Here is a 25580-nt window from a genome sequence, read left to right on the forward strand (position 1 = left end):
CGAGGTTTTCCTCTCCGCAAACAGGCGACCCCGAGAAGAGGCGGGAGGGTAGCACTCCAGGGCACAATTACCAAGGGGGCCGCAATCAAGGCCGAAAGGAGAGGGGCGTCAACTTTTGACACAAACTTTATGACATTGATAGATAGAGCATTATATTGAGTTAAGCCGTCACATCATGACGCGCTGTCCTACAATAAGTCCGAAAACCCAATAACGCATGGATGTGTATATGTTTGGGCTATTAAGTAAGGGATCCCTCGTCTCCATGGCGGGCATTGATTTTGGCAGTCAAACCATCAAGGCCGTCACCATCAGCGGACGTCCCGGCAAGGTGCACCTCGGTTCGGTTGCCGAGATCCCCATGCCAAGAGGAACGCTGGTCGACTATCAACTTCAGGACATTGAACGGGTCAGTCAGTCCCTCAAGTCGCTCAAGCGGCTCGTGCAGGGGGATTGCCAGAACGTGGCCACGGCCGTGACCGGTTCCAATGTCATCACCAAGATCATTCAGGTCGATACCAACATCAACGAGAGCGAGCTGGAGAACCAGGTTCACCTGGAGGCAGAGCAGCTCATCCCCTTTCCCCTCGATGAAGTGAGCCTGGATTTTGAAATCCTCGGCATGGCGGGCGACAACGGGCGTCAGGAAGTCCTGCTCAGTGCCGCGCGGACCGAGAGCGTCAGTGGCCGGGTCAGTGCCCTGACGGAGGCAGGCATGACGACCATGGTGGTGGATGTGGGGGCCCATGCGCTCGGACGCGCCGTGCTGGCCTGCCTGCCCGACCTGCAAACCTCGGAGAAACCGGTTGGCATCGTCGACATCGGTGCCAGCGCCCTGACTTTCGCCGCCCTGCTACGGGGCCAGGTCATCTATTCCCGGTTGCAGAATTTTGGTGGTGATCAATACAGCCAGGCATTGGCCTCTTTTTACAGCATGAGTATGGAAGAGGCGGAACTGGCCAAGCTCCAGGGCTCCTTGCCTGCGGATCATGAGGTGGATGTCCTGTTGCCTCATCTCAGCACCCTGGTGTTGCAGATACGGCGCAACGTGCAGCTGTTTTGCAGCTCCTCGGGGAACAAGGAGCTCTCCAGGCTGGTGCTGACCGGAGGGGGGAGCCTGCTGCCGGGGCTGGCCGGACAAATCGGCAGCGAGCTTAACTGCGAGGTGCTGCATCCCGATCCCTTTGCACTCTTTGGCAAGCCGCAGGGAGAGGGGGGGCTGACTCATGGAGCCAAGTACATGACGGCGCTCGGGCTGGCACTGAGGAGCTTCACACCATGTCAAATATAAACCTTCTGCCCTGGCGGCAGGCTCGGGCGCAGCGTCAGAAGAAACAATTTGGCATCCTGTTCGGTCTGTTCCTGGCGGGGACGGCAGCCATCGCCTTTGCCGCAGACTGGCTGGTGCAGCAGCAGATCGGTTACCAGCAGCAGCGCAATCAGCGGTTGCAGCAGGAGATGGCAACCCTGGACACCCAGCTTGGGGAGATCAGGCTTCTCAAGGAACGGCGCAAGGAGTTGATTGACCGCATGCAACTCATCGAGCAGTTGCAGATGCGCCGCAACATCCCTGTGCGTCTGTTCAATCAGCTGCCGGTGCTGGTCCCCAACGGGGTGTATCTTGATAGTCTTGCTCTGCAAAACAACAAGATAGATGTGAAGGGAAAGACCGAAGCCTATGGCAGGGTTGCCAGCATGATGCGCCGAATCGACGGTTCCGGCTGGCTGACACAATCCCAGCTCAGCACAATCTTCACGGCCGAGGTGGCCCCCATCGCCCTGAGCCAGTTCTCCATGATGTTCCAGATTGCCACGGCGCTACCCAACGTGGCTAAGGGGCAAAAATGAACCTGCAACAACTCAACGACCTGGATCTCAATGACATTGCCCGCTGGCCGCCGATCGCCAAGGGCATCTTCGTCTTCTTCTGCTGTGCTCTGCTTGGCGGGGCACTCTATTACTACGTGATTGCCAATTCCCTGGCGGCCCTGGGTCGGGAAGCCGCAAAAGAGACTGAGCTCAAGGGACAATTCGAGAGCAAGGCCATGTTGGCCGCGAACCTGGAAGCATACAGAAAGCAGATGGTCCAACTGGAACATCTGGTCGACACTCAGCTCAAACAGCTGCCCAACACCCACGAAGTCGCCGGTTTGCTGGATGACATCAGCTTCATTGCCACCGACAACGGTTTGACATTGAACAGGATCAACTGGGAGCCAGAGGTGAAACACGAGTTCTCCACCGAGCTGCCCATGCGCATCGAGGTCGTGGGCACCTATCACGAACTTGGCAAGTTCACGGCGGACATGGCTGCTTTGCCCCGCATCGTGATCCTGGATTCTTTCCAGCTCAGCCAGGGGAAGGGGGGTGAGCTGATCGGTATGTCCATGCAGGCCAAGACCTACAAGTACAACGGCAAAACCGTGGAGAAAAAGCCATGAGCATGAGAGCGGGCGTACTTCTCTTGTCGGCGCTGCTGTTGACGGCCTGTGGGGGACAGGAGGACATGGATGAGTATGTCAAACAGACCAAGGCCAGAAAGCCGGTACCGATCGAATCTTTGCCGGAGATAAAGCCCTTCTCTCCCATGGTCTATCAACGCAGCGATCAGCGTAGTCCGTTCATTGCACCCCAGCCGGAAACCAGTTCCAGGCTGGATGCCAAGGCCAAGCCGGACTGTGCCCAGATAGTGGCCAATCGGGAAAAGGAGGTGCTGGAACGCTACTCGCTTGCCAGCCTGAGCATGAAAGGCTCCATCGGCAAGCAGGGGCAGTTGTGGGCATTGATCAAAACCCCGGACGGGCAAGCCGTGCGCGTCGGGCTCAACCAGCACATGGGGCTGGATCAGGGCAGGGTCATCAAGATAACGAACACGCATGTTGACTTGATGGAGACGGTACCGGATGGCAAAGGATGCTGGGTCACCCGAGAAACCCAGCTGGCCATGGCCAATCTCGACGCAAAACTATGATCAGGGATGAGCAGAGATGAGAACAACAATAAGAAGGATGACCGGTGTGGCGCTGCTGTGGCTGGGCGGATGCACTCAGGTGTGGGCAGTACCCGCGTTGCAGGAGGTCAAGGTGAATCCCCTGCTGGCCGATCAACTCCTGCTGGAGCTCAGCTTCAGCGAACCGGTCAGCGGTTTTACGGACAGGTTGACCTATGAACCCAATCAGCTTCTGCTGCACGTACCCGGGGCCATCGGTGCCCTGACGGTCAATCCCCTGCCCATCAAGCAGCAAGGGGTGAACAACCTCCTGGTGGAGGGGAAGGGGCAGGGGCTCGACATCAAGATCGCCCTCGATCAGCTCACCCCCTATCAGGTCCATCAGCAGGGCAATAAATTGCTGGTGGCGCTGGGAGACAAGGCAGGGCAGCCGGTCGCTTCCTCGGCGGCGCCTGTTGCAGCCGGTCAGTCTGCGCTCGTCAGAAGCCAGCCAGTGACCCAGTCTGCGCTGATTGACACCCAGCGGGTTGCCCAGAACCAGTCCCAGTATCAGGCTCAGCCTGCCGTGGCTGCCACGCCTACCGTGGCTCCTTCGCCCGTTGCCCCCGGCAAGCCGGTGTTGTCCGTGTCTCAGGCAAACATGGGTGGCGCCTACTTCAACTCGGTCAAGGGCGTGGATTTTCGTCGTGGCAAGGAGGGGCAGGGGGAGTTCCTTGTGACGCTGGACAACAGTTCGGCGGCGGTGGATGTCAGCAGCCGTGGTCAGAAAGTGCTGGCCAAGTTCCATGGTACCCGGGTGCCTGATGATCAGCTCAACCTCATCAATGTGCAGGACTTTGCTACCCCGGTCTCCCAAGTGGAGGTGTTCCGCCAGGGCAATGACACCCTGTTCGAGCTCTCGGTGAACGGCCAGTTTGACTACCGTTACGATCAGGCCGACAAGATGTTCATCATCGAGGTGAAAAAACGGGTGGCCACCACGGCGGCGAAGCAGTACCAAGGAAAACCCATCTCATTGAACTTCCAGGATATTCCTGTTCGTACCGTGTTGCAGATCATCGCCGATTTCAACAATCTGAACCTGGTGACCACGGACTCGGTCTCCGGCAACATCACGCTGCGTCTCGATGGCGTGCCCTGGGAGCAGGCGCTGGACATCATCCTCAAGGTCAGAGGGCTGGACAAACGGCTGGACAACAACATCCTGCTGGTGGCGCCGGCGGATGAGATTGCCGCTCGCGAGAAACAGCAGATGGAGAGCCGCAACCAGGTGGCGGATCTCGCACCCCTCTACACCGAGTATCTGCAGATCAACTATGCCAAGGCATCGGAAGTGGCGGCCCTGCTCTCCTCCGAGAGTACCAAGCTGCTCTCCCCCAGAGGGGCGGTCAGCGTGGATGAACGTACCAACGTGCTGGTGGTCAAGGACACGGCGGATGTCATCAGCAACGTCAAGCGGATGCTGGATATTCTCGATATCCCGGTCAAGCAGGTGGTGATCGAGGCGCGCATGGTGACCATTGATGATGGTTTCGATGAGGCACTGGGGGTGCGCTGGGGGGTGACCAAGACAGACGGTCATGGCAACGGCACCTCGGGCACCATAGAGGGTAATGATGGCGCCGGAAACAATGATGGCAGTTCCACCATCACTCGCCCCAACGTAGAAGACAGACTCAACGTCAACCTGCCGGTGACCAACGCGGCCGGCACCCTGGCATTCCAAGTTGCCCGTCTTGCCAATGGCACCCTTTTGGATCTTGAGCTCTCAGCTCTGGAAAAGGAGAGCAAGGCCGAGATCATCGCCAGTCCGCGTGTCACCACGGCCAACCAGAAGCCGGCCCTGATCGAGCAGGGGACCGAGATCCCCTATGTGGAGTCCTCTTCGAGCGGGGCGACCTCGGTCACCTTCAAGAAGGCGGTGCTGAGCCTCAAGGTCACACCGCAGATCACCCCGGACAACAGGGTGATCCTGGACTTGACCGTGACTCAGGATACCAAGGGTGAAACCGTGCCGACCGGAACCGGGGATGCGGTGTCCATCAACGCCCAGTCCATCACCACCCAGGTGTTGGTCAACAACGGTGAAACTCTGGTGCTTGGCGGCATCTATCAACAGACCATCAAGAGCGATGTCAGCAAGGTGCCGCTGCTGGGGGATATCCCCGGGTTGGGCTATCTGTTCAAGAAAACCACCAGTGAAAACAAGAAGCGTGAACTGCTGATCTTCGTGACCCCGAGGATAGTGACCGACGCCCTCTGAAAACTTTACTTGTGAGAGTAAAACACATATAACCTTACGCCCCGATGAGGCTGGGGCGTAAGGGCTGCGGTTGCCAGTCCTGGTTTCTACTGAGATAATCCCCCTCCTGATCCATCGCAAGATAAGGTTCATAGGTACCCCGGTCGAGTGTTTACCGGGGCCATACAGTTTGTAATTACTAACGAAAAGACATGGCTGAGAAACGCAATATTTTCCTGATAGGTCCCATGGGTGCGGGCAAGAGCACCATAGGTAGACATCTGGCAGAACAACTGCACATGGAGTTTTTCGACTCAGATCATGAGATTGAGCGCCGCAGTGGTGCCGATATCGGCTGGGTGTTCGATGTTGAAGGCGAAGAAGGTTTCCGGATCCGCGAAGAGAAGGTGATCGGTGAGCTCGCCGAACAGCAGGGTATCGTGCTGGCAACGGGTGGCGGTGCCATCAAGAGCCGTGAAACCCGCAACAAACTCTCCGCACGCGGCATCGTGGTCTACCTCGAAACCACCATTGAAAAGCAATTGGCGCGAACCCAGAGAGACAAGCGTCGTCCCTTGCTGCAAACCGAAGAGCCGCCCCGTGAAGTGCTTGAGCGTCTTGCGCAAGAGCGCAACGCCCTGTACGAAGAGGTTGCCGATTTTGTCATCCAGACGGATGACCAGAGTGCCAAAGTTGTCGCTAATCAAATCGTCAAGTTGATTGGTATGTAATTCATTAGAGGACGTCCATGGAAAGGTTGAAGGTCGAACTGGGTGAACGCAGCTACCCGATAGAGATAGCTGCCGGTCTGCTGCAACGCCCCGAGGTACTGGCGCAGACGATCAAGGGCAAGCGGGTCATGATTGTGACCAATACCGTGGTCGCGCCCCTGTATCTTGAACAGATCATTCAGTTGCTGTCCGGTTTTCAGGTGGAACACCTGATCCTGCCCGATGGCGAGGCCTACAAAACCCTGGCGACCTTCGAGCGGATCATGTCTGCTCTGCTGGAAACCAGCCATGGTCGTGATACCACTCTGATCGCTCTGGGGGGCGGTGTGATAGGTGATGTTGTCGGCTTTGCTGCGGCAAGCTACCAACGAGGCATTCCGTTTATTCAGGTGCCTACCACGCTGCTCTCCCAGGTTGACTCTTCCGTCGGCGGCAAGACCGCCGTCAACCATCCCCTCGGCAAGAACATGGTGGGTGCCTTCTATCAGCCCAAGCATGTGATCATCGATACCGACTGCCTCAAGACCCTGCCTGCCCGGGAATTTGCCGCCGGCATGGCCGAGGTGATCAAATACGGCATCATCTGGGATGCCGCCTTCTTTTCCTGGCTCGAAACCAACATGACCCGCCTGCAGCGCCTCGATGGTGATGCACTCTCCTATGCCATTCGCCGCTGCTGCGAGATCAAGGCCGATGTGGTCGGTCAGGACGAGACCGAGCACGGCGTGCGCGCCTTGCTGAACCTGGGACATACCTTCGGCCATGCCATCGAGGCGGAGAAGGGTTATGGCAACTGGCTGCACGGTGAAGCCGTGGCGGCGGGAACCATGCTGGCGGCCGAGACGGCCCTGGCCCGTGGCGACATGACGGCGCAAGAGGTGGCACGAGTCCGCGATCTGCTGTTGGCCGCCGATTTGCCGGTCAAGGCACCGTCCGATATGGATTTTGCCGCCTTCATTCGCCATATGCGCCGTGACAAGAAGGTGCTGGAAGGCAAACTGAGGCTGGTGCTGCCGATCGGGATCGGACAGGCCCAGGTCGTGGCCGATGTGACAGACGAGCAATTGATGGCGGTGATCGAGTCTGGTCGTGACCACTAATAAATTGCTCAAGCTGCCTTCTCAGCGGCAGTTGGTTGACCGGCTGCTGCACCTGATCGAGTTCAACCACCCCTTTGTTTTTCTCTCCGGCAAGCCAGGCAGTGGCCGTGGCACACTGTGCGAGTCGCTACTTGCCCAACTGCCCGATGCGGTGCGGGTGGCCAGCCTCATCGGCAGCCCGTCCATGAAGATGGCGGATGTGCGCCAGCTGCTGTTGCAGCAGGTGGTGGCACGTCCCCTGTTCAACGCGCAGGATGCCCTGGCGGACAGCTTCTTTCGCATGGTGGGTGACAAGCCTGCCAGACTGCTGCTCATCATCGAACGTGCCGATACCTTGCCTGCCGAGCTGGTGGGGGAGTTGTGGGCGCTCTGTCGTCACAACGATACTCTGGCATCTCCTCATAAACTGGCCATCCTGCTCTCGGGTGATGACGCCTGGTGTCGCAACCAGAAGGCGCTCCTCAAGGGACGAGCCATGCCAGCCCTCGAGCTGGAAGTCGCGCCACTGAGCGCTCCTGAGCAACGTATCTTCTTGTATGAGAAGGCCAAAGAGCTCAAGATCCCGACAGCCCTCTTGCCCAAGCCGAAAGTGGAAGAGATCCTGAATGGGGCGGGCGGACATCCGTCAGCCATCATGCAGTTACTGGAGGATACCATGACCGACAGAAGGCCCAAGAAACGTCAGGCCGAGTTGCCCGTCAAGAAGATAGCGATCGTGCTTGCCCTGTTGGCGGGCGGGTTGCTGGCCCTGAGCTATCTGCCCCTGTTCGACAGTGCAGGCCAGGACCCCGCCCAGGCACCGTCCCAGGGGACGGCGTTGCCCGATCCCGTCTCAAGCGATCCTGTGAACGTCGGTGCGGCGAGCGGGGCTTTGGGTACTCAGGCGAACAGTGGCGCCGCTGCCATCCCGTCAGGGAATCAGGTTGCCCGCGATTGGCAGTCCGATGCCAAGCCCTTGCCCAAGAAGGTCGAAAGCGAGACGGTCACCACGGAGTCAACCAACTATGAGGGGCGCCGGGTCGTCATCTCCGACGAAGTGGTCGAGAAATTGATGAACCAGCCGAACGTCAGCGGCGCCTTGCCCACGGCCGTGGTGGATGAGCTGGTGGGGAGCGGTTCCCGTGCGGTCCCGACCGGAACGACGGCCCAGGTCAAGAATCCGGCCCCGAGCAGTGTCCCGGCCCGGACAGAGGCTCAACCGGCCAGTGGCGCGCAGACAGCGCCGGTCGCAGCCCCAGCGGCCAAGGTGGCGTTGACGCCGGTGGCGACTCTCAACAAGAAGCCGAAGAATCACTACAGCATCCAGTTGATGGGGGCGAGCAACACCAAGGCGGTAGACAGCTTTGTGGCCGAGCATGGCTTGGCGGGCAAGGTGTGGGTTTACAAGACCCGCTTCCGTGGCAGTCCCTGGTATGTAGTGGTGCAGGGAGACTACGCCAGCAGTGCCCAGGCCAAGGCGGCCATTCGCAAGCTGTCACCTGCCTTGCTCAAGGGACAACCCTGGCCCAAGTCATTCGCCCAGATACAAAAAGAATTGAAGCAATAGCCAGCCACCCGAAGAAGGGGGTAGAATCACCCCCCTTTTTTGGGCATAGCCTTGTCAACACCGGACTTCCATGAAAAAAACACGCGCGTTTTTAAAATGGGCCGGGGGAAAATACTCCCTGGTCGAAGAGATCGCCGAGCGTTTGCCGGCCGGGCGTGTGTTGCTGGAGCCCTTCGTCGGGGCGGGATCCGTGTTTCTCAACACGGATTACGACGCCTATGTGCTCAACGACATCAATCCGGATCTCATTGGCCTCTACAACCACCTCAAGCAGCAGCCGGACAGCTTCATCAGCGAGGCCCGCAAGCTGTTCGTGGCCGAGCACAACCACAAGACCGCCTATTATCGGCTGCGTACCCAGTTCAACCAGACCGCGGCCGGGTTTGAACGGGCTCAGTTGTTCCTGTTTTTGAATCGCCATGGTTTCAACGGCTTGTGCCGTTACAACAAGAAGGGGGGTTTCAACGTTCCCTTCGGTTCCTACAAGAAGCCCTACTTCCCGGAGAAAGAGCTGTGGGCCTTTGCCGAGAAGGCGCAGAAGGCGACGTTCATCTGTGAAAGCTATGCCGACGCCATGGCCCGTGCAGAGGAAGACTGGGTGATCTACTGCGATCCGCCCTATGCCCCCCTCTCCACCACGGCGAGTTTCACCACCTATTCGGCAGGCGGTTTCACCCTGGACGATCAGGCGCTGCTGGCCAGGCTGGCTCGCCACACCGCCGCCCATAAAGGGGTGCCCGTGCTCATCAGCAACCATGACATCGAGTTGACCCGCGAGCTTTATCGTGGCGCCCGGCTCGACGAGATCCTGGTCAAGCGCACCATCAGCCGCAACGGCGGTGGTCGCAACAAGGTGGCCGAGCTGCTGGCGCTCTATCCCCCCGGCATCGAGCCCGAACAGGGCTATTATCCCGGTGAGGCGGAGCTGGTTGCCGTCGGCTGAGTGAACAACGGTCCCTGAGGGGGCCGTTGTCATTTCTGATGCTGCCGCTGGCATTCCGTGAGCCGCGCCTGGCATCGTGTGCCAGCCATGGTGCCGGAGCGGCGTGTTCTGTAGATGCGGGTCGTTTTCATCGCCCTTTTGCGATAAAATTGCGCCGTTTTTTCTGCCACGCTGCCAATGGATGACGCTGATGAAAGACTTTCTGATTGCCCCCTCTATCCTTTCCGCCGACTTTGCCCGTCTGGGTGAGGATGTGGCCAAGGTGCTGGCCGCCGGGGCCGACGTGGTCCATTTCGATGTGATGGACAACCATTATGTCCCCAACCTGACCATAGGCCCCATGGTCTGTCAGGCGCTGCGCGATTACGGCATCGAAGCGCTCATCGACGTGCACCTGATGGTCAAGCCGGTGGATCGCATCGTGCCTGATTTTGCCAAGGCCGGTGCCAGCCTGATCACCTTCCACCCGGAAGCCTCCGATCACGTGGATCGCACCCTGGGCCTCATCAAGGAGCAGGGTTGCCAGGCTGGTCTGGTGCTGAACCCCGCGACCCCGCTCACCTGCCTGGAGTACGTGATGGACAAGCTGGACGTGATCCTGCTGATGTCGGTCAACCCGGGCTTTGGCGGTCAGAGCTTCATCCCCGGCACCCTCGACAAGCTGCGCCAGGTGCGCCGCCTGATCGACGAGAGCGGCCGCGACATTCGCCTGGAAATCGATGGCGGGGTCAAGGTCGACAACATTCGCGAGATTGCCGAGGCGGGTGCCGACATGTTCGTGGCGGGCTCTGCCATCTTCGGCAAGCCGGATTACAAGGCAGTGATCGACCAGATGCGCGCGGAGCTTGCCCATGTCCGTCGCTGATCGCCCCTTTGACCTGGTGCTGTTCGATCTGGATGGCACCCTGATTGACAGCGCCCCGCAACTGGCGCTGGCGGTCAACCGTACCCTGGCGGATCTGGGGTTGGCCGAGGCCGACGAGTCCGTGGTGCGTACCTGGGTCGGCAACGGCGCCGACAAGCTGATCCAGCGGGCTCTCGATTACCGCGACGCCCCGGAGCAGTTTGCCAAGGCCCGCCCCCTGTTCGACCGTCACTATCAGGCCTGTCTTCTGGAAGGCCTGGCCATGTATGACGGAGTGGCCCGTAGCCTGCGCCGTCTGCAGGGGCTGGGTTATCAGCAGGCCGTGGTGACCAACAAACCGAGTCACTTCGTGCAGCCCATTCTGGAGGCCCTCGGCATCAGCGACTGTTTCGCACTCTGGCTCGGGGGCAACTGCGTACCCGTCAAGAAGCCGAGCCCGGAGCCGCTGTTGCACGCCTGCCACGAGCTGGGTGTCAGCCCGTCCCGCACCTTGATGGTGGGGGATTCCGAAAATGACGTGCTGGCCGCCCAGGCCGCCGGCATGAAGGTGGTGGGGCTCACCTATGGCTACAACTATGGCCGCCCTATCGCAGACTCCCGCCCCGACTGGGTTTGCGAGCAGTTTGCCGAACTCGACGCCCTGCTGGTCTGATCCAGACCGGGCTGGCGGATAACAAGGATTACTACTCTGATGACTAAACCAATCGTATTGAGCGGTGCCCAACCCTCGGGCCAGCTGACCATCGGCAACTACATGGGGGCCCTGCGTCAGTGGGTCAGCATGCAGGATGACTTCGACTGCCTCTATTGCATCGTCGATCTGCACGCCATCACCACTCGCCAGGATCCGGCCGCCTTGCGCAAGGCGTGCCTCGACGCAGCCGCCCTCTATCTGGCGGTGGGGATCGATCCGGCCAAGAGCACCGTCTTCATCCAGTCCCACGTGCCCCAGCACGCCGAGCTCGGCTGGATCCTGAACTGCTACACCCAGATGGGCGAGCTGTCGCGCATGACCCAGTTCAAGGACAAGTCCGCCCGTTTCGAGAACAACGTCAACGTCGGCCTGTTCGGTTATCCGGTGCTGATGGCGGCCGACATTCTGCTTTATCAGGCCAATCAGGTGCCGGTGGGTAATGACCAGAAGCAGCATCTGGAGCTGACCCGCGACATCTGCACCCGCTTCAACAACCTCTATGGCGAAGTCTTCACCCTGCCGGAACCCTTCATTCCGACCGAAGGGGCCAGGGTGATGAGCCTGCAGGACCCGACCAAGAAGATGTCCAAGTCCGACGACAACGAGGCCAACTTCATCGGCCTGCTGGAAGATCCCAAGCAGATCGTCAAGAAGATCAAGCGGGCGATGACCGACTCCGACGAGCCGGCCGTGGTGCGTTTTGATCCCGAAAACAAGCCGGGGGTCTCCAATCTGCTGACCCTGATGTCCGGTGTGACCGGCCGCTCCATCCCGGAGCTGGAGCAGCACTTCGAAGGCAAGATGTACGGCCACCTCAAGAGTGAAACGGCCGATGCCGTGGTCGCCTTGCTGGAACCCATCCAGGCGCGCTTCCGCGAGCTGCGTCAGGATGAGGCCCATCTGCAGGCCATTTTGGCGGCTGGCGCACAAAAGGCGCGTGAAAGGGCTGAAAAAACCCTGATCAGCGTATATGATGTCGTCGGCTTCGTTCCTCGAGCCTGACATACTGGGAAGGTGTAGTAGAAGAGAGCTGGGTGGATGCCTGGCTTTCTTTGTTTTACACCTTCCGGTTTGTCGCAACCTCCCCCAATGTCAAACACGGGCTTTGCCCCAAGAGAAAGCATGTCTGTCGAATCACAAACCCTGAGTGAAGAGTTGGGTGACAAGGGTCACTGGCTGCGCAAGTTTCGCAAGGCCAAGAGCCTCAATACCTTGCAGTTGATGGTCTCCAACGCCATCGACAAGCACCACAAGACCCCGGCCATCGCGGCTGCCATCTATCTGGCCGAGTGCCAGCGGGAACGGGAACTGGAACAGGGCCGTTATCTGGACCGCTGAGGTCCGTTGTCAGCCCTTGCCAAGGTGACTCCTTCCCATCTGCCTGTCACGACCTGTGCCCTTTTCCCGGTCGCCTCCCGTCTCTTTTACCTTGCCATCCTGACATGGAGCGGCTGATTCTGCCCGATCGGGGACAGGCCCACCGCCGGGTGGGGTCGACAGGCCTGGATCGCCATTGAAGAGCGGACAGACTGCACAGCAGGTGAGGTGATCGCCGGTTTATTAACGCAATGAGACATGCCAGAATGCGCGGCGTTTGTCTGCCCGCGCTCGTAACGGGCTGTCCGATCACCGTCTCTGTCTTATTCCCAGGGTGTTTGCATGCTGCTACTCATCGACAACTACGACTCTTTTACCTGGAACCTGGTGCAATACTTCGGCGCTCTGGGGCAAGAGGTGGTGGTCAGGCGCAACGATGAGCTGAGCCTGGAGGAGATAGCCCGGCTTGCCCCCCGCCATCTGGTGATCTCTCCCGGCCCCTGCACGCCAAACGAGGCGGGCATCTCTTTGGCCGCCATCTCCCGTTTTGCCGGCGAGATCCCCATCCTCGGCGTCTGTCTTGGCCATCAGTCGCTGGCACAGGCCTTTGGTGCCCGGGTGGTGCGTGCCCGTCAGGTGATGCACGGCAAGACATCTCTCATCCGTCACAAAGGGGAGGGGGTGTTCAAGGGGCTCAACAACCCGCTGCGGGTGACCCGCTATCATTCTCTGGTGGTGGAGGCGGCGTCGCTCCCCGACTGTTTCGAGGTCACCGCCTGGAGCGAACATGCCGACGGCAGCCCGGACGAGATCATGGGGCTGCGGCATAAAACGCTGGCGCTGGAGGGAGTGCAGTTCCATCCGGAGAGTATTCTGAGCGAACAGGGGCACCAGTTGCTGGCCAACTTTTTGGCCGTTTCCTGAAAAAATTGCGATGTCTGTCTCAAAACCGTCATGAGGCAAAAAAAAAATTTCCCTGAGACTTTATTCACCCTCCTCCCTGTCCAAATTATCTCTTGCCAACACCCCCTGAGCCGTTATGCAATGCGGTTGCCTAAAATCTCAAAGGCAATCGAACATTGTTCCTTATAGGCGGTTAAGTTACAGACTTTTTACTTTTTTTCTGTGATAATTCCGCCATGTTTACACGGATTTAACTTTTGGGCGGTGGATTATTCTGCCGCGAGATAGCAGGAGAGCAATATGTCAGAGTTGTTGGCAGTGACACGTGAAGTGTTTGATGAAGTGATGGTTCCCAACTATGCGCCGGCCAAAATCATCCCGGTGCGCGGCGAGGGGTCACGTGTCTGGGATCAGGAAGGCCGCGAGTATGTGGATTTCGCGGGCGGGATCGCGGTCAATGGCCTGGGCCATTGCCATCCCAAACTGGTCGAGGCCCTGAAATCCCAGGGTGAGAAGCTGTGGCACCTCTCCAACGTGATGACCAACGAGCCGGCCCTGCGCCTGGCCAAGAAACTGGTCGCCGCCACCTTCGCCGAGAAGGTCTATTTCTGCAACTCCGGTGCCGAAGCGAACGAAGCGGCCCTCAAGCTGGCCCGCCGCTACGCCATCGAGAAGTTCGGGGCCCACAAGACCCAGATCATCGCCTTCCACCAAGGCTTCCACGGCCGTACCTTCTTTACCGTCAGCGTCGGCGGCCAGGCTGCCTACTCCGATGGCTTCGGTCCCAAGCCTGCCGACATCACCCACGTCGCCTACAACAACCTGGAGGAGCTGGCTGCCGTCATCTCCGACAACACCTGCGCCGTGGTGATGGAGCCGCTGCAGGGCGAGGGTGGCATCATCAGCCCCACCGACGAGTTTGCCAAAGGGGTGCGCGAGTTGTGCGACAAGCACAACGCCCTGCTGGTTTATGACGAGGTGCAATCCGGTGTCGGTCGTACCGGCGAGCTGTTTGCCTATATGGGTCTGGGCGTCACGCCGGACATCCTCACCAGCGCCAAGGCGCTGGGCGGCGGCTTCCCCATCGGGGCCATGCTGACCACCACCGAGATCGCTTCCCACCTGAAAGTGGGCACTCACGGCTCCACCTACGGCGGCAACCCGCTGGCGTGTGCCGTGGCCGAGGCGGTGATCGACGTGGTCAACACCCCGGCAGTGCTGAGCGGCATCAAGCAGCGCGAGCAGCTGTTCCGCGAAGGGCTGGAAGCCATCAACGCCAAGTACCACTGCTTCAGCGAAGTGCGCGGCAAGGGCCTGCTGCTGGGCGCCGTGCTCAACGATGACTTCAAGGGCCGCTCCCGCGACTTCCTGCTCGCCTCCATCGATCAGGGCCTGATGGCGCTGGTTGCCGGTACCAACGTGGTGCGTTTTGCCCCCTCCCTGGTGATCCCGGAAGCGGACATCAAGGAAGGGCTGGCCCGGTTCGAGAAAGCGGTCGCTCAGGTGGTCAACGCCTGATCCAAATTGAGGTGGGGAGCCCTCCCGGCAGGAGCCGGGACCCCACCTGTCGTCAATGAAAGGGAGTTGTCATTTATGTTGGTTATCCGTCCTATCGAGCAGCGCGACTTCGCCGGCCTCAAGACCTGTGCCATCGAATCCGGCACCGGCATGACATCCTTGCCGGTCAACGACGAGCTGCTGCAACGCAAGATCGATGCCTCGACCCAGACCTTCCTGGACAAGCCCGCTGGCAAGGGCGAGTGCCTCTATTTCTTCGTGGCCGAGGATCTGGAGACCGGGGAGATGGTCGGTACCTGCGCCATCGACGCGGCGGTCGGCCTGTCCCAGGCGTTTTACAACTATCACATCGGCAAGGTGGTGCACTCCTCTCCCAAGCTCGGCATCTACAATGTCGTGGAAACCCTCACCCTCTCCAACGACTACACCGGCAATTCCGAGCTCTGCACCCTGTTTCTGCGTGAATGCGCCCGCGAGGGGCTCAACGGCCGTCTGCTCTCCAAGCACCGTTTCCTGTTCATGGCCGAACACCCCGAGCTGTTTGACAGTACCGTCTTTGCCGAGATGCGTGGTGTCTCCGATGGCAATGGCCACAGCCCCTTCTACGAGTGGCTGCAAAAACATTTCTTCTCGATGGATTTTCCCACCGTCGACTATCTGACCGGCATCGGCAAGAAGCGCTTCATCGCCGAGCTGATGCCCAAGTACCCCATCTACGTCAATCTGCTGAGCAACGAGGCGCGCGCCGTCATCGGCAAGACCCACGAAAAGACCCGACCTGCCCTCAAGATGCTGCAGGATGAGGGGTTCGTGAATCGCGGTTATGTCGACATCTTCGACGCAGGCCCCACCGTTGAATGCGAGGTGAAGAACATTCGCAGCGTGCGCCGCAGCCAGAAGTTGGCGGTGCTGGTGGGTGAACCCATCGGCGGCCATACCTACCTCATCTGCAACGCCAGGTTCGAGCAATACCGCGCCTGCTACGGCAACATCCGGGTCGATCTGGACAAGCACGAAGCCATCATTCCGCCCAAGATGGCGGCCGCCCTCAAGGTGGAAAATGGCGACATGGTGCGCGTCGTCGATCTGGATTGACCCGCCCCGCAGCACAGCATTGAGACAGGCTGCCGAGGCGGCCTGCGTACCCACAGGGAGTGAATTGATGATGTCTTTAGTCCAGTTTATCGATGGCCAGTGGCTGGCCGGTGAAGGCAAGCCGTTCGAATCCATCGACCCGGCCAAAAACGAGGTGATCTGGCGTGGTGAGGCGGCAAGCCAGTCCCAGGTGGATGCGGCCGTCAAGGCGGCCCGCACGGCCTTCTACCATTGGTCCGATCTGGCCCTTGAAGAGCGCCTTGCCATCGTGCGCCGCTATGCCGACCTGCTCGGCGAGCACAAGGAGGCGCTGGCCCTGACCATCGCCCGTGAAACCGGCAAGCCGCTGTGGGAGACCCGCACCGAAGTGGCGGCCATGCAGGGCAAGATTGCCATCTCCATCCGCGCCCATGACGAGCGTACCGGCACGGTGGAAAACCCCATGCCGGGCGCCAAGGCGTTCGTGCGCCACAAGCCCCATGGCGTCGTGGCCGTGTTCGGCCCCTACAACTTCCCGGGCCACCTGCCCAACGGCCACATTGTGCCGGCGCTCATCGCCGGCAATGCGGTCGTGTTCAAGCCTTCCGAGCTGACCCCCATGGTGGCTGAAGCCATGGTCAAGGTGTGGCAGGAGGCGGGGCTGCCCAAGGGGGTGCTCAACCTGGTGCAGGGGGAGGTCGACACCGGCAAGGCGCTGGCCGGCAACCCGGACATCGACGGCCTCTTCTTCACCGGCTCCTCCCGTACCGGCCACTTCCTGCATCAGCAGTTTGCCGGCCAGCCGGGCAAGATCCTGGCACTGGAGATGGGTGGCAACAACCCGCTGATCGTGAAAGATGTGAGCGACATTGACGGCGCCGTCCATGCCATCGTGCAGTCCGCCTTCATTACCTCCGGCCAGCGTTGCACCTGCTCGCGCCGTCTGTTTGTCGAGCGCGGCGAGCGGGGCGATGCCCTGGTCAAGCGCCTGGTGGAGGTGGTCGGCCAGATCAAGGTCGGCCTCTATGACGCCGCCGAGCAGCCGTTCATGGGCGCCATGATCAGCGAGAAGGCCGCACTCGGCATGGTCGAGGCGCAAGCCAACCTGCAGCGCCTAGGTGGTGAAAGCCTGCTTGCCCTCAAGCACCTGGAAGTGGGCACCGGCTTTGTCTCCCCGGGCATCATAGACGTGACCGCGGTCAGCGCGCTGCCGGATGAAGAGTACTTCGGCCCGCTGCTGCAGCTCATTCGCTACGACGACTTCGATGTGGCCATCGAGAAGGCGAACGCCACCAGTTTCGGTCTCTCGGCCGGTCTGCTCGGTGACAACGAAGCGGACTGGAACCACTTCTTCAAGCGGATCCGTGCCGGTATCGTCAACTGGAACAAGCCCATCACCGGCGCCTCCAGTGCCGCCCCCTTCGGCGGCATCGGTGCCTCCGGCAACCACAGGGCGAGCGCCTACTACGCCGCCGACTACTGTGCTTACCCGGTCGCCTCCGTCGAAGACAGCAAGGCTGCTATGCCGGATCAGCTGTCTCCCGGTCTGACCTTCTGATAACAAGAAAATAAAAGAGGGGCACTGAACAGGTGCCCCTGTCTGTACCCGCAATCAAAGGAAAGAGAGATGCAAAAGGATATCGACACCCTGTTTGGCCATCTGTGGGACAACTACATTCAGGTCACCCCCAGTGCTCACAAGGTTCATCAACTGTTGGGCGGCGGTGCCCCCATCATCAACGATCACGTGGCGTTTCGGACCTACAACCTGCCCAAGCTCGGTCTCGAGAAACTGGCGGCCCACTTCCGCGCCCTGGGGTATGAAGAGAAGGGCGAGTATGTGTTCAAGGCCAAGAAGCTCTATGCCAAACACTTCGAGCATAAAGATCCTGATGCGCCCAAGGTGTTCATCAGCGAGCTGAAGGTGGAAGAGCTCTCCGAAGTTGCCCAGGCCATCATCCACAAGCTGGTGGATCAGGTACCCGATCACCTCACCGACACCCCGGCCTTCCTCTACGCCGGCGCGCCCTGGCAGGTCTCCCACACCGACTACCAGACCCTGCTGGCAGAGAGCGAGTATGCCGCCTGGATGGCCGCCTGGGGTTATCGTGCCAACCACTTCACCGTCAACATCAACCGCCTGAAGGACTTCGACACCATCCAGCAGGTGAATGCGGCGCTCAAGGCGGCAGGCTTCGTGCTCAACACCGTTGGCGGCGAGGTGAAGGGCGATCCCGAGGTGATGCTGGAGCAATCCTCCACCATGGCAGACAAGGCCGAGGTGCCCTTCAGCGACGGCGTGCGCACCATCCCGAGCTGCTTTTACGAGTTTGCCCTGCGCTACCCGCAGGCCGATGGCGTGCTCTACCCTGGCTTCGTCGAAGCGTCGGCCGACAAGATCTTCGAATCCACCAACGCCATGTAATGGCCGCCATGAAAACAACGCCCCGCCTGGGGCGTTTTTTTATGGATTTACGCCGACCTGACACCCTCTTTACCTCCCCTTGACCCATCAGTTCGCGGCGATTCGCTAGCATGATGCCGTCCGCTGCCGTGGGCCATCGCCGCACCGTGCCGGTGTATGCCACCCGTTTTGGAGTCATACCATGAAGATTGTTCTGCCTTTGCTGTTTTCCCTCACTACTCTGACCGCCGCAGCGGGCGATCAGGGCAGCCGTACCCCGCCCAAGCCTCCGCACGAGCTGTCGGCCGAGATGAAAGCGGCGTTTGAGAGCTGCAAGGAGCATGGCAAACCGGGGGAGTCGGAATTTGACAACTGCATGTCAGATCTGGGATTTGAGCGGCCGGACGGCCCGGCACCGGCAGGTGGGAAGGAGGGGGAGAATGAGGCCGAGTAAGCTGGTGCGGGTCCGTCGGTTAGGATGGGCCCGCACCGCTCACACCCGTTGCAGCGTCCCTTCGGTGGCCAGCAAGGTGGTCATGCCGGCGGCCTTGCCCGCCTGAATGCCTATCCGGGTGTCTTCAAACACCAGGCAGTTGGCCGGGTTGGCGCCGAGCTGCTCGGCCACTTTCAGGAAGGTGTCCGGGTGGGGCTTGTGATTGACCACATCATCGGCACTCACCAGCACGGAGATGAAGGCATCGAGCCCGGTCTGACGCAGGATGTGCGCCGCATGTTCCCGGGTTGAGCCGGTGCCTATGCCCATGGGCACCTTGCCGTGGTACTGCCTGACCAGCTCCCACATGGCGGGAAACACCCGGACGTCGTCGATCCGTGCCAGGTAGAGGGCGACCTTGCGCCGGGCAAAGGCTTCCACGTCGATGGTCATCCCGTGCTGCTCTGCCAGCATGGTCACTATCTTGCGGGTGGGGATGCCGCCGTACTCGTTGAGCTGTGCCCGATCAAACGGCAGGCCGAACTCGGCACTGGTGATTTCCCAGGCATCCAGGTGCAGAGGCATGGAGTCCACCAGGGTGCCATCCATGTCGAAGATCAGGGCGTCGTACTCGTCGAATCGGGGCTGTTCACTCTGGTGATGATCGCAGGGGGATGAGTGGGGCATGGGGGGCGTCCTCTTCGGCAAAGACTTACCCTAGCAGATCCGGCGCGCAGATGTCGCGACCTTCATCATGGTTGGCAGTGGTTTTGACCATCGGCTAATGATTTATGAGACAATAATGTGCCTTGCACCCCCTATGCCGATATCTCACATGAGCGAGCCTGCCTATGTCCCCCAAAACCGTCTTCTCGAGCGTGGCCCTGGTGATCGCCCTGGGCTCACTGGAAAAGAGCATCGTCACCACGCCCTTGCCCATCATAGGAGTTGAGCTGAACGCCGGTGCCGCCCTCACCTGGGTCGTGACCGCCTATCTGCTGGCGGCCACTGCGGCCCTGCCCATCTATGGCAAGTTGAGTGACATGTTCGGCCGAGTACGCATGCTCAACATCGGTATCGGCCTGTTTCTGGCTGGATCCGTGGCCTGCGCCCTGGCCCAGGATCTGCCGACCCTGCTGGCCGCCCGCGTGCTGCAAGGGTTGGGGGGCGGGGGGCTGATCGCGCTCGCCTTCACCGTCATCGCCGACTGTATTCCGCCACGGGAGGTGGGTAAGTATCAGGGGTATATCTCGGCGGTCTATGCGGTCTCCAGCATCGCAGGCCCGCTGCTCGGTGGCTATTTTACCGAGCAGCTCAGCTGGCGCTGGATCTTCTGGATCAATCTGCCTCTCGGTGCCATCGCCCTCTGGCTGGTGAACCGCAATCTGGGTCACCTCAATGTGCGTCGCCACAGCCGCTTCGACTGGAAGGGAGCGGCACTGCTCATTACGGTCACCACCCTCACCCTGTTGCTGCTCTCGCCGGAAGCGGCCTTGCCCGCCGTCTGGCTCGCGGCTGCGCTGGGGGTTGCCCTGTTGCTGCTCGTCCTGGCTGAGCGGCGGGCGCACGACCCCATACTGCCAGCCCACCTGGTGCGCCTGCCGGGTTATCTGGTGAGCGTGCTGCTGGCGCTGGCCTCGCAGTTGCTGATGTTTGCCGTGCTGGTCTACCTGCCGTTGCAGATGCAGTGGCAAAAGGGGATGAGCGCCAGTGACAGTGGCGAGATCATGGTGATCTTCATGGTCTGCATCACGGCGGGTGCCTTCGTCGGCGGCAAGCTCATCGGTCGCACCGGTCACTACAAGCGTTTCGTGGTGGCAGGTTTTGCCCTGGCAGCGCTGGCCCTGTGGCAGATCCACTTCGACGTCTGGGCCAGACTGGGACTGGCGTTTGCCGGTATCGGCCTTGGTCTGGTGCTGCCGGCGCTGTCGGTGGTGGTGCAAAATGCCCTGCCGCGAGAAGATCGCGGCATCGGCATGTCCCTGTTCAACTTCGGCCGGGAGCTGGGCGGGGCGGTCGGTGTCGCCATCTGCGCTGTGTTGTTCCATGCCGCCCTGCCAGCAGGCAGCAGCCCCAATCTGGCCAGCCTGAGCCCGGCCGAACTGGCACCCGGTTTCAGCGCCACCTATATCGGCATGGCGCTGATCGCCACCGCCGCCCTGCTGGTCACCTTGCTGGCATTGAAGCGCCACGAGCTGGCCAGCAAGCACGCCTGATGGTTGCTATCGGATACAAAGAGGGCTCCCCGCGGGGAGCCCTCTTCATGGGATCAGGCTGGTGCCTTTCCTTCCGTGTCGTGGCCTTGTGCCACTCAGCCTGCTCATCGGGCGTCGGGGCGGGAAGGTGACCTGACAGGCTCGGGTTGCTGGCGCTCGGCCTGGGCATCGAGCTCCTTGCCGAGGAAGTAGTTCAGGAAGGTGCGGATGACCGCGATGATGGCGAGGCGCACCAGCTCCTCCTTGCTCGGCGCCACTGTGGTGGCCAGGATGTCGGCGGCGAGCTGGAACTCCAGCGCCAGGATAAGCCAGCTGCCGAAGCAGAGGCGGATACGGGGAAAGCCGGGCTCGTGATCCCGCACTCTGGCCGCCAGCCAGAGGGTCTTGCCAAGGCCGATGACCACGCAGGCGATGGAGATGATCTCCAGCAGCAGCTGGAACAGCTCCACTCCGTGCATCATACCCTCTTTCAGGCTCGCTATCTCGAACACTCGGGTTACCTCTCTGATTCAAAAGAGACACTTTTAACACGGCTTGGGGGCCGGTTCCAACTCAGAGTCTTCTGAGCATCATGGCTATCTGGTCGATGAGCTGACGAGCGGCAGGGCTGATGGCCGCCAGTTGGAAGTAGCCATGGATGACGCCATGCTGCCGCTGGCAAGTGGCATCGACGCCAGCCTGCACCAGCTTGCCATACAGGGCTTCCCCTTCGTCGCGCAGCGGATCATATTCCGCCGTGACGATATGGGTCGGCGGTAATCCTGACAGGGCGGGATGGTGGAGCGGGCTGGCTTCGGGATGGCTGGGGGGCAGGCTGCCAAGGTAGGCGTGAAAACCGCTTGCGAGCATGTCCCGGGTGATGAGGTAGTCGTCACCGAGATCGCGGTAGCTTTGGCTCTCGCAGAGGGCATCCAGCATGGGATAGAGAAGCAGCAGGGCCTTGGGCAAGGGGGCGCTGGCAGCCTTGAGCCGCAAGGTGGTGACCAGGGCGAGATGACCCCCTGCGCTGTCGCCGGCAATGGCGAGACGTGCCGGATCTCCATGCCATTTCTCCACCTCTGCCATGATGGCCCGCGTGGCGGCCAGCGCATCGTCGTGAGCCGCAGGATAGGTGTGTTCCGGGGCGAGGCGGGTGTGTACGGCGAAGATCAGGGCACTGGCCCGGTTACACAGCATCCGCATCTGGCGATCGTGGGTCTCGAAATCCCCGCTGACAAAACAGCCGCCGTGAAAATAGATCAGCACCGGATACGCGGGGTCCGGTTTGTCTGCGGGCCGATAGCAGCGGATGGCGTGGTGATCGGCCTGCCACTCTTCAATGGCGCCCACCTCTTCCCGCTCACCGCCCAACAGGGCAGAGGCTAGGTAGCCGTCACGGCGCGCCTGCCAGCTCAGCTGGCTCGCCTTGGGACGACCTGCGGCGATGAAGTCTGCCACCATGGCTGCGATGGCCGGTTCGAGTTGTTTTTCCATAAGACACCAATGACTGTATATAAAAACAGTCATTGTGCGCTTTTGGCCCGTGAGCGCAACCGGCGTTAGCTGAGGCAGCTCACAAAATCAGGCTTCAATCAGCACGAATTCAATCACATAGAGGGGCGGCAGTGCGGGGTAGATATCGCGGATCACATCTTTAAGCTCGGGGAGGGTCATGTTCTCCTGACGGGCGTGCTCGTCGCTCAGCGCCTCGAAGGCGACCGCCTTGACCGAGATGACCTCAATGGTGCCAAAAGGCTGGTGTTCCGGGTTGGTGAACAGGGCCAGGCGCTGGCCGGGCTGCCAGTTTGCCTCGCTCTCGTCGCGGATGGTGATGGTCTTTCGGCCAGCCTGGATGTCGGCGACAAAGCGGCTGAAGAAGGTGAATGCCGGGTAGGCCGGGGTGTGCTGGGTCATGTCGTCTCCGAAGGGCAAGGGGTGAGAGGGCGGCTCAGGCCGCGGCGGGCCCATTTTAGGAGGGGCGGGGGGAGCGTGCAGCACTTTTTACCCCGACATGTGAAGGGCGACCGACTGCGTTCACTGACCGGTAAAATGGCCGCAACTGAACCTGAATGTGAGATGATGCGGTCTCCTCTTTCTTGATATGTAACAAATCAGGGGGACGGGCTCTGTGGTCTGATGGCGTCCGAGGCCGGCCGTGGTTGACGTTGAACAAAAGGAGCAAGTGTGAATTCCGAGTTGATCTGGGTGCTCAGCATGCTGGTGGGTGCCATTCTCCTGTTTATTACCAACAAGGTCCGCATGGACGTGGTCGCCTTGTTGATCATCATCCTGTTCGTGTTGAGCGGCACCCTGACCCTGCCGCAGGCGCTGGCAGGATTCAGCGATCCCAACGTCATTCTGATTGCCGCCCTGTTCGTGGTGGGGGAGGGGCTGGTGCGTACCGGCATCGCCTATCAGGTGGGAGATGCCCTGGTGAAGGTGGCCGGCAGCAGCGAAACCCGCATGCTGGTGCTGCTGATGGTGGCGGTGGCGACCCTGGGGGCCGTGATGAGTTCGACCGGGGTGGTGGCCATCTTCATCCCCGTGGTGTTGAGCGTGGCGAACCGGATGGGGATCCCGGCGGGCAGACTGATGATGCCGCTCGGCTTTGCCGGCCTTATCAGCGGCATGATGACGCTGGTGGCAACCCCTCCCAACATGGTGGTGAACAGTGAACTGATGCGGCACGACATCCAGGGGTTCGGCTTCTTCGGCTTCACCCCCATGGGGGTCATCATTCTGGGGATGGGGATCCTCTACATGCTGCTGATGCGCAACCGTCTGGTGCGTGAAGGAGAGGAGGGCAAGGGCAAGCAGATGGGACGCAGCACCATGCGGGATCTCATCCGTGACTACCGGCTGGCGGGGCGAGCACGCCGACTGGCGATCCGACCCGACTCCCCCCTGATCGGCCAGACCCTCGACGAGCTGCAATTGCGTGCCCGCTTCGGGGCCAACGTCATCGGGATGGAGCGCTGGCGCAAGTTCAGGCGGGTGATGGTCAGTGTCACCGGGGTGACCGAGTTCCAGGCCAAGGACGTGCTGCTCATCGACATGTCGGATCCCGAGGTGGATGTGCGGGAGTTTTGCAGCGAGGCGCGGCTCGAGCCCATGATATTGCGCGGGGAGTATTTCTCCGACCAGGCGCGGGAGGTGGGCATGGCGGAGGTCTCCCTCATCCCCGGTTCCCGGCTGCTCGGCAAGAGCATCCGCGAGGTGACCTTCCGTTCCCGTTACGGTCTGAGCGTGGTGGGGATCCGCCGGGATGGAGAGGCGCTGACCGGCAAGCTGGTGGACGAGGCGCTGCAGATGGGGGATACCCTGCTGGTGGTGGGGAACTGGAGCCTCATTCGTCAGTTGCAGACCCATCATCGCGATTTTTTGCTGCTGGGCCTGCCTGCGGAAGTGGACGAGATGGCGCCGGCCCGCAGCCAGGCCATCCACGCCCTGATTGCCCTCGGGGTCATGATAGTGCTGATGGTGACGGATCCCGTGCCCAACGTGATCGCGGCGCTCATCGCCTGCCTGCTGATGGGCAAGTTCCGCTGCATCGATCTGGAGAGCGCCTACAAGTCCATCCACTGGCCGACCCTGATCCTCATCGTGGGCATGCTGCCCTTTGCCCTTGCATTGCAGCAGACCGGCGGGGTGGATCTCATCGTCGGCGCGCTCATCTCGGCAGTGGGGGAGATGGGCCCCAGGGTGATGCTGGCCAGCCTCTTCGTGCTCTGTGCCGTCATCGGGCTCTTCATCTCCAACACGGCGACGGCGGTGCTGATGGCGCCCATCGCGCTGGGGACGGCCCATCAGATGGGGGTGTCGCCTTATCCCTTTGCCATGACCATCGCCATCGCCGCCTCGGCAGCCTTCATGACGCCGGTCTCGTCGCCGGTCAACACCCTGGTGCTGGGCCCGGGCAACTACAAGTTCATGGACTTTGTGCGCATCGGCGTGCCTTTCACCCTGCTGGTGATGGTGGTGAGCGTCATCGCCATCCCCTGGTTCTTCCCGTTCTGACGACAGCAAACGATATGGCGGCCTGCGGGCCGCCTTTTTATTGCCCGCAGTGCTCTGCGAGATGAAAAGGGCGGCATCACGCCGGAGCAGGGCATTGCGCCGTCGCAGAGGAGAGCACAAGGCTCAGCCGTTGATACATGAGGTGGCGTTGCAGGCGTGCGATGGCGTGGAGAGGGGAAGAAGAGCGGCAAACGCCGGATACAAAAAAACCAGCCTGAGCTGGTCTGTTTGGTACTGCTTTCGATGGTGCGGAAGGAGAGACTCGAACTCTCACGCCTAGGGCGCCAGAACCTAAATCTGGTGCGTCTACCAATTTCGCCACTTCCGCAAGAATAATGGTGGCTATGACGGGATTCGAACCTGTGACCCCCGCATTATGAGTGCGATGCTCTAACCAACTGAGCTACATAGCCGTCTTGTGCACGACTTGCGTCGAATACAAGCAAAAATGGCTGGGGCACTAGGATTCGAACCTAGGTATGGCGAGATCAAAACCCGCTGCCTTACCGCTTGGCGATGCCCCAACAGTGTTCTTTGCAATCGGATGATTGAAGGAACATTTTTCAAACATGGTGGCTATGACGGGATTCGAACCTGTGACCCCCGCATTATGAGTGCGATGCTCTAACCAACTGAGCTACATAGCCT

25 protein-coding genes and 4 tRNA genes are annotated in these 25580 nt (G+C 60.5%); 21 read left to right on the top strand and 8 right to left on the bottom strand.

Annotation, left to right across the window (positions count from 1 at the left end):
- Positions 1–229: 229 nt before the first annotated feature.
- From tapM to OKC41_RS04565, 19 genes are all read left to right on the top strand, one after another.
- Entirely contained in the window at positions 230–1291 is a 1062-nt protein-coding gene (gene tapM, locus OKC41_RS04475; protein WP_041212565.1) for a PilM family type IVa pilus assembly protein TapM, read from the top strand.
- Entirely contained in the window at positions 1279–1848 is a 570-nt protein-coding gene (gene tapN / locus OKC41_RS04480) for a PilN family type IV pilus biogenesis protein TapN (RefSeq protein ID WP_039039579.1), read from the top strand. The genes tapM and tapN overlap by 13 nt, the downstream gene beginning before the upstream one ends.
- Positions 1845–2441, top strand: a complete 597-nt coding sequence (tapO, locus tag OKC41_RS04485; RefSeq protein ID WP_041212566.1) for a PilO family type IV pilus biogenesis protein TapO — start codon at positions 1845–1847, stop codon at positions 2439–2441. Before tapN ends, tapO begins: the two co-directional genes overlap by 4 nt.
- A gap of 2 nt (positions 2442–2443) precedes the next feature.
- Positions 2444–2971: a pilus assembly protein PilP gene (locus OKC41_RS04490; protein ID WP_029314119.1), complete on the top strand. Its 528-nt coding sequence runs from the start codon at positions 2444–2446 to the stop codon at positions 2969–2971.
- Positions 2972–2987: 16 nt separating this feature from the next.
- Positions 2988–5213 (top strand): type IV pilus secretin PilQ, encoded by a 2226-nt coding sequence (locus OKC41_RS04495; protein ID WP_128344347.1) that lies wholly within the window; start codon positions 2988–2990, stop codon positions 5211–5213.
- Between the two features lie 191 nt (positions 5214–5404).
- A complete protein-coding gene (aroK, locus tag OKC41_RS04500) occupies positions 5405–5923 on the top strand; it encodes a shikimate kinase AroK (RefSeq protein WP_010673824.1) in 519 nt (172 codons plus the stop codon).
- 17 nt (positions 5924–5940) lie between these two features.
- Positions 5941–7023 carry a 3-dehydroquinate synthase gene (gene aroB / locus OKC41_RS04505; RefSeq protein ID WP_039039582.1) on the top strand — a complete coding sequence of 361 codons (1083 nt, stop codon included), beginning with the start codon at positions 5941–5943 and terminating at the stop codon, positions 7021–7023.
- Positions 7013–8569 carry an SPOR domain-containing protein gene (locus OKC41_RS04510; protein ID WP_109111868.1) on the top strand — a complete coding sequence of 519 codons (1557 nt, stop codon included), beginning with the start codon at positions 7013–7015 and terminating at the stop codon, positions 8567–8569. Before aroB ends, OKC41_RS04510 begins: the two co-directional genes overlap by 11 nt.
- Before the next feature lie 70 nt (positions 8570–8639).
- Positions 8640–9512 (top strand): Dam family site-specific DNA-(adenine-N6)-methyltransferase, encoded by an 873-nt coding sequence (locus OKC41_RS04515; RefSeq protein WP_029314124.1) that lies wholly within the window; start codon positions 8640–8642, stop codon positions 9510–9512.
- Between the two features lie 190 nt (positions 9513–9702).
- Positions 9703–10377 (top strand): ribulose-phosphate 3-epimerase, encoded by a 675-nt coding sequence (gene rpe, locus OKC41_RS04520; RefSeq protein WP_010673828.1) that lies wholly within the window; start codon positions 9703–9705, stop codon positions 10375–10377.
- Positions 10364–11029, top strand: coding sequence for a phosphoglycolate phosphatase (locus OKC41_RS04525; protein WP_052814888.1), 666 nt, complete (start codon positions 10364–10366; stop codon positions 11027–11029). Before rpe ends, OKC41_RS04525 begins: the two co-directional genes overlap by 14 nt.
- A 39-nt stretch (positions 11030–11068) precedes the next feature.
- The gene (trpS, locus tag OKC41_RS04530) at positions 11069–12073 is read left to right on the top strand and encodes a tryptophan--tRNA ligase (protein WP_010673830.1); all 1005 of its coding nucleotides are present in this window, start codon (positions 11069–11071) and stop codon (positions 12071–12073) included.
- Positions 12074–12193: 120 nt separating this feature from the next.
- Positions 12194–12409 (top strand): hypothetical protein, encoded by a 216-nt coding sequence (locus tag OKC41_RS04535; protein ID WP_010673831.1) that lies wholly within the window; start codon positions 12194–12196, stop codon positions 12407–12409.
- A 321-nt stretch (positions 12410–12730) separates the two neighbouring features.
- Positions 12731–13312 carry an aminodeoxychorismate synthase component II gene (locus tag OKC41_RS04540; protein ID WP_041212570.1) on the top strand — a complete coding sequence of 194 codons (582 nt, stop codon included), beginning with the start codon at positions 12731–12733 and terminating at the stop codon, positions 13310–13312.
- Between the two features lie 279 nt (positions 13313–13591).
- Positions 13592–14809 (top strand): aspartate aminotransferase family protein, encoded by a 1218-nt coding sequence (locus OKC41_RS04545; RefSeq protein WP_201894333.1) that lies wholly within the window; start codon positions 13592–13594, stop codon positions 14807–14809.
- 75 nt (positions 14810–14884) lie between these two features.
- On the top strand, positions 14885–15904 hold the full coding sequence (gene astA / locus OKC41_RS04550; protein ID WP_010673834.1) for an arginine N-succinyltransferase: 1020 nt from the start codon (positions 14885–14887) through the stop codon (positions 15902–15904).
- Between the two features lie 67 nt (positions 15905–15971).
- Entirely contained in the window at positions 15972–17441 is a 1470-nt protein-coding gene (gene astD / locus OKC41_RS04555; protein WP_201894332.1) for a succinylglutamate-semialdehyde dehydrogenase, read from the top strand.
- Positions 17442–17510: 69 nt separating this feature from the next.
- Positions 17511–18308, top strand: a complete 798-nt coding sequence (locus OKC41_RS04560; RefSeq protein WP_103259708.1) for a DUF1338 domain-containing protein — start codon at positions 17511–17513, stop codon at positions 18306–18308.
- Positions 18309–18489: 181 nt separating this feature from the next.
- The gene (locus OKC41_RS04565; RefSeq protein ID WP_039039590.1) at positions 18490–18741 is read left to right on the top strand and encodes a hypothetical protein; all 252 of its coding nucleotides are present in this window, start codon (positions 18490–18492) and stop codon (positions 18739–18741) included.
- Positions 18742–18780: 39 nt separating this feature from the next.
- Here OKC41_RS04565 and OKC41_RS04570 read toward each other — a convergent pair whose 3' ends face one another.
- Positions 18781–19407 (bottom strand): HAD family phosphatase, encoded by a 627-nt coding sequence (locus OKC41_RS04570; protein WP_201894331.1) that lies wholly within the window; start codon positions 19405–19407, stop codon positions 18781–18783.
- Between the two features lie 164 nt (positions 19408–19571).
- Between OKC41_RS04570 and OKC41_RS04575 the strand changes: the two genes are divergently transcribed.
- Positions 19572–20936, top strand: a complete 1365-nt coding sequence (locus tag OKC41_RS04575) for an MDR family MFS transporter (RefSeq protein ID WP_042014545.1) — start codon at positions 19572–19574, stop codon at positions 20934–20936.
- Positions 20937–21040: 104 nt separating this feature from the next.
- Here the strand turns inward: OKC41_RS04575 and OKC41_RS04580 are convergent, their stop codons facing one another.
- The 3 genes from OKC41_RS04580 to yqfB all read right to left on the bottom strand — a co-directional run bounded on the left by OKC41_RS04580 (position 21041) and on the right by yqfB (position 22829).
- Entirely contained in the window at positions 21041–21427 is a 387-nt protein-coding gene (locus OKC41_RS04580) for a DUF1622 domain-containing protein (RefSeq protein WP_010673839.1), read from the bottom strand.
- A 61-nt stretch (positions 21428–21488) separates the two neighbouring features.
- Positions 21489–22409, bottom strand: coding sequence for an alpha/beta hydrolase (locus OKC41_RS04585; RefSeq protein WP_134996621.1), 921 nt, complete (start codon positions 22407–22409; stop codon positions 21489–21491).
- Between the two features lie 87 nt (positions 22410–22496).
- Entirely contained in the window at positions 22497–22829 is a 333-nt protein-coding gene (gene yqfB / locus OKC41_RS04590) for a N(4)-acetylcytidine aminohydrolase (RefSeq protein ID WP_041215617.1), read from the bottom strand.
- Positions 22830–23099: 270 nt separating this feature from the next.
- On the opposite strand from yqfB, the gene OKC41_RS04595 reads away from it, so the two are divergent.
- Entirely contained in the window at positions 23100–24932 is a 1833-nt protein-coding gene (locus OKC41_RS04595) for an SLC13 family permease (RefSeq protein ID WP_042014550.1), read from the top strand.
- Positions 24933–25176: 244 nt separating this feature from the next.
- On the opposite strand, the gene OKC41_RS04600 is transcribed toward OKC41_RS04595, so the two are convergent.
- The 4 genes from OKC41_RS04600 to OKC41_RS04615 all read right to left on the bottom strand — a co-directional run bounded on the left by OKC41_RS04600 (position 25177) and on the right by OKC41_RS04615 (position 25579).
- Positions 25177–25260, bottom strand: a tRNA-Leu gene (locus OKC41_RS04600).
- 8 nt (positions 25261–25268) lie between these two features.
- Positions 25269–25345, bottom strand: a tRNA-Met gene (locus OKC41_RS04605).
- Positions 25346–25381: 36 nt separating this feature from the next.
- Positions 25382–25456 (bottom strand) — tRNA-Gln (locus tag OKC41_RS04610).
- A gap of 46 nt (positions 25457–25502) precedes the next feature.
- Positions 25503–25579, bottom strand: a tRNA-Met gene (locus OKC41_RS04615).
- Position 25580 lies beyond the last annotated feature (1 nt).

The organism is Aeromonas sp. QDB17 (assembly GCF_027705305.1).
Taxonomy (GTDB): domain Bacteria; phylum Pseudomonadota; class Gammaproteobacteria; order Enterobacterales; family Aeromonadaceae; genus Aeromonas; species Aeromonas caviae.

What these genes read in the sequence shown, in the direction of transcription:
- OKC41_RS04560 (WP_103259708.1), top strand. Translation starts at nt 17,511, where the DNA reads ATGCAAAAGGATATCGACACCCTGTTTGGCCATCTGTGGGACAACTAC.
- tapM (WP_041212565.1), top strand. Translation starts at nt 230, where the DNA reads ATGTTTGGGCTATTAAGTAAGGGATCCCTCGTCTCCATGGCGGGCATT.
- astA (WP_010673834.1), top strand. Translation starts at nt 14,885, where the DNA reads ATGTTGGTTATCCGTCCTATCGAGCAGCGCGACTTCGCCGGCCTCAAG.
- tapO (WP_041212566.1), top strand. Translation starts at nt 1,845, where the DNA reads ATGAACCTGCAACAACTCAACGACCTGGATCTCAATGACATTGCCCGC.
- OKC41_RS04495 (WP_128344347.1), top strand. Translation starts at nt 2,988, where the DNA reads ATGAGAACAACAATAAGAAGGATGACCGGTGTGGCGCTGCTGTGGCTG.
- rpe (WP_010673828.1), top strand. Translation starts at nt 9,703, where the DNA reads ATGAAAGACTTTCTGATTGCCCCCTCTATCCTTTCCGCCGACTTTGCC.
- trpS (WP_010673830.1), top strand. Translation starts at nt 11,069, where the DNA reads ATGACTAAACCAATCGTATTGAGCGGTGCCCAACCCTCGGGCCAGCTG.
- OKC41_RS04585 (WP_134996621.1), bottom strand. Translation starts at nt 22,409, where the DNA reads ATGGAAAAACAACTCGAACCGGCCATCGCAGCCATGGTGGCAGACTTC.
- OKC41_RS04575 (WP_042014545.1), top strand. Translation starts at nt 19,572, where the DNA reads ATGTCCCCCAAAACCGTCTTCTCGAGCGTGGCCCTGGTGATCGCCCTG.
- OKC41_RS04515 (WP_029314124.1), top strand. Translation starts at nt 8,640, where the DNA reads ATGAAAAAAACACGCGCGTTTTTAAAATGGGCCGGGGGAAAATACTCC.
- OKC41_RS04570 (WP_201894331.1), bottom strand. Translation starts at nt 19,407, where the DNA reads ATGCCCCACTCATCCCCCTGCGATCATCACCAGAGTGAACAGCCCCGA.
- OKC41_RS04545 (WP_201894333.1), top strand. Translation starts at nt 13,592, where the DNA reads ATGTCAGAGTTGTTGGCAGTGACACGTGAAGTGTTTGATGAAGTGATG.
- aroK (WP_010673824.1), top strand. Translation starts at nt 5,405, where the DNA reads ATGGCTGAGAAACGCAATATTTTCCTGATAGGTCCCATGGGTGCGGGC.
- astD (WP_201894332.1), top strand. Translation starts at nt 15,972, where the DNA reads ATGATGTCTTTAGTCCAGTTTATCGATGGCCAGTGGCTGGCCGGTGAA.
- OKC41_RS04525 (WP_052814888.1), top strand. Translation starts at nt 10,364, where the DNA reads ATGTCCGTCGCTGATCGCCCCTTTGACCTGGTGCTGTTCGATCTGGAT.
- OKC41_RS04535 (WP_010673831.1), top strand. Translation starts at nt 12,194, where the DNA reads ATGTCTGTCGAATCACAAACCCTGAGTGAAGAGTTGGGTGACAAGGGT.
- aroB (WP_039039582.1), top strand. Translation starts at nt 5,941, where the DNA reads ATGGAAAGGTTGAAGGTCGAACTGGGTGAACGCAGCTACCCGATAGAG.
- OKC41_RS04490 (WP_029314119.1), top strand. Translation starts at nt 2,444, where the DNA reads ATGAGAGCGGGCGTACTTCTCTTGTCGGCGCTGCTGTTGACGGCCTGT.
- yqfB (WP_041215617.1), bottom strand. Translation starts at nt 22,829, where the DNA reads ATGACCCAGCACACCCCGGCCTACCCGGCATTCACCTTCTTCAGCCGC.
- OKC41_RS04565 (WP_039039590.1), top strand. Translation starts at nt 18,490, where the DNA reads ATGAAGATTGTTCTGCCTTTGCTGTTTTCCCTCACTACTCTGACCGCC.
- OKC41_RS04540 (WP_041212570.1), top strand. Translation starts at nt 12,731, where the DNA reads ATGCTGCTACTCATCGACAACTACGACTCTTTTACCTGGAACCTGGTG.
- tapN (WP_039039579.1), top strand. Translation starts at nt 1,279, where the DNA reads ATGTCAAATATAAACCTTCTGCCCTGGCGGCAGGCTCGGGCGCAGCGT.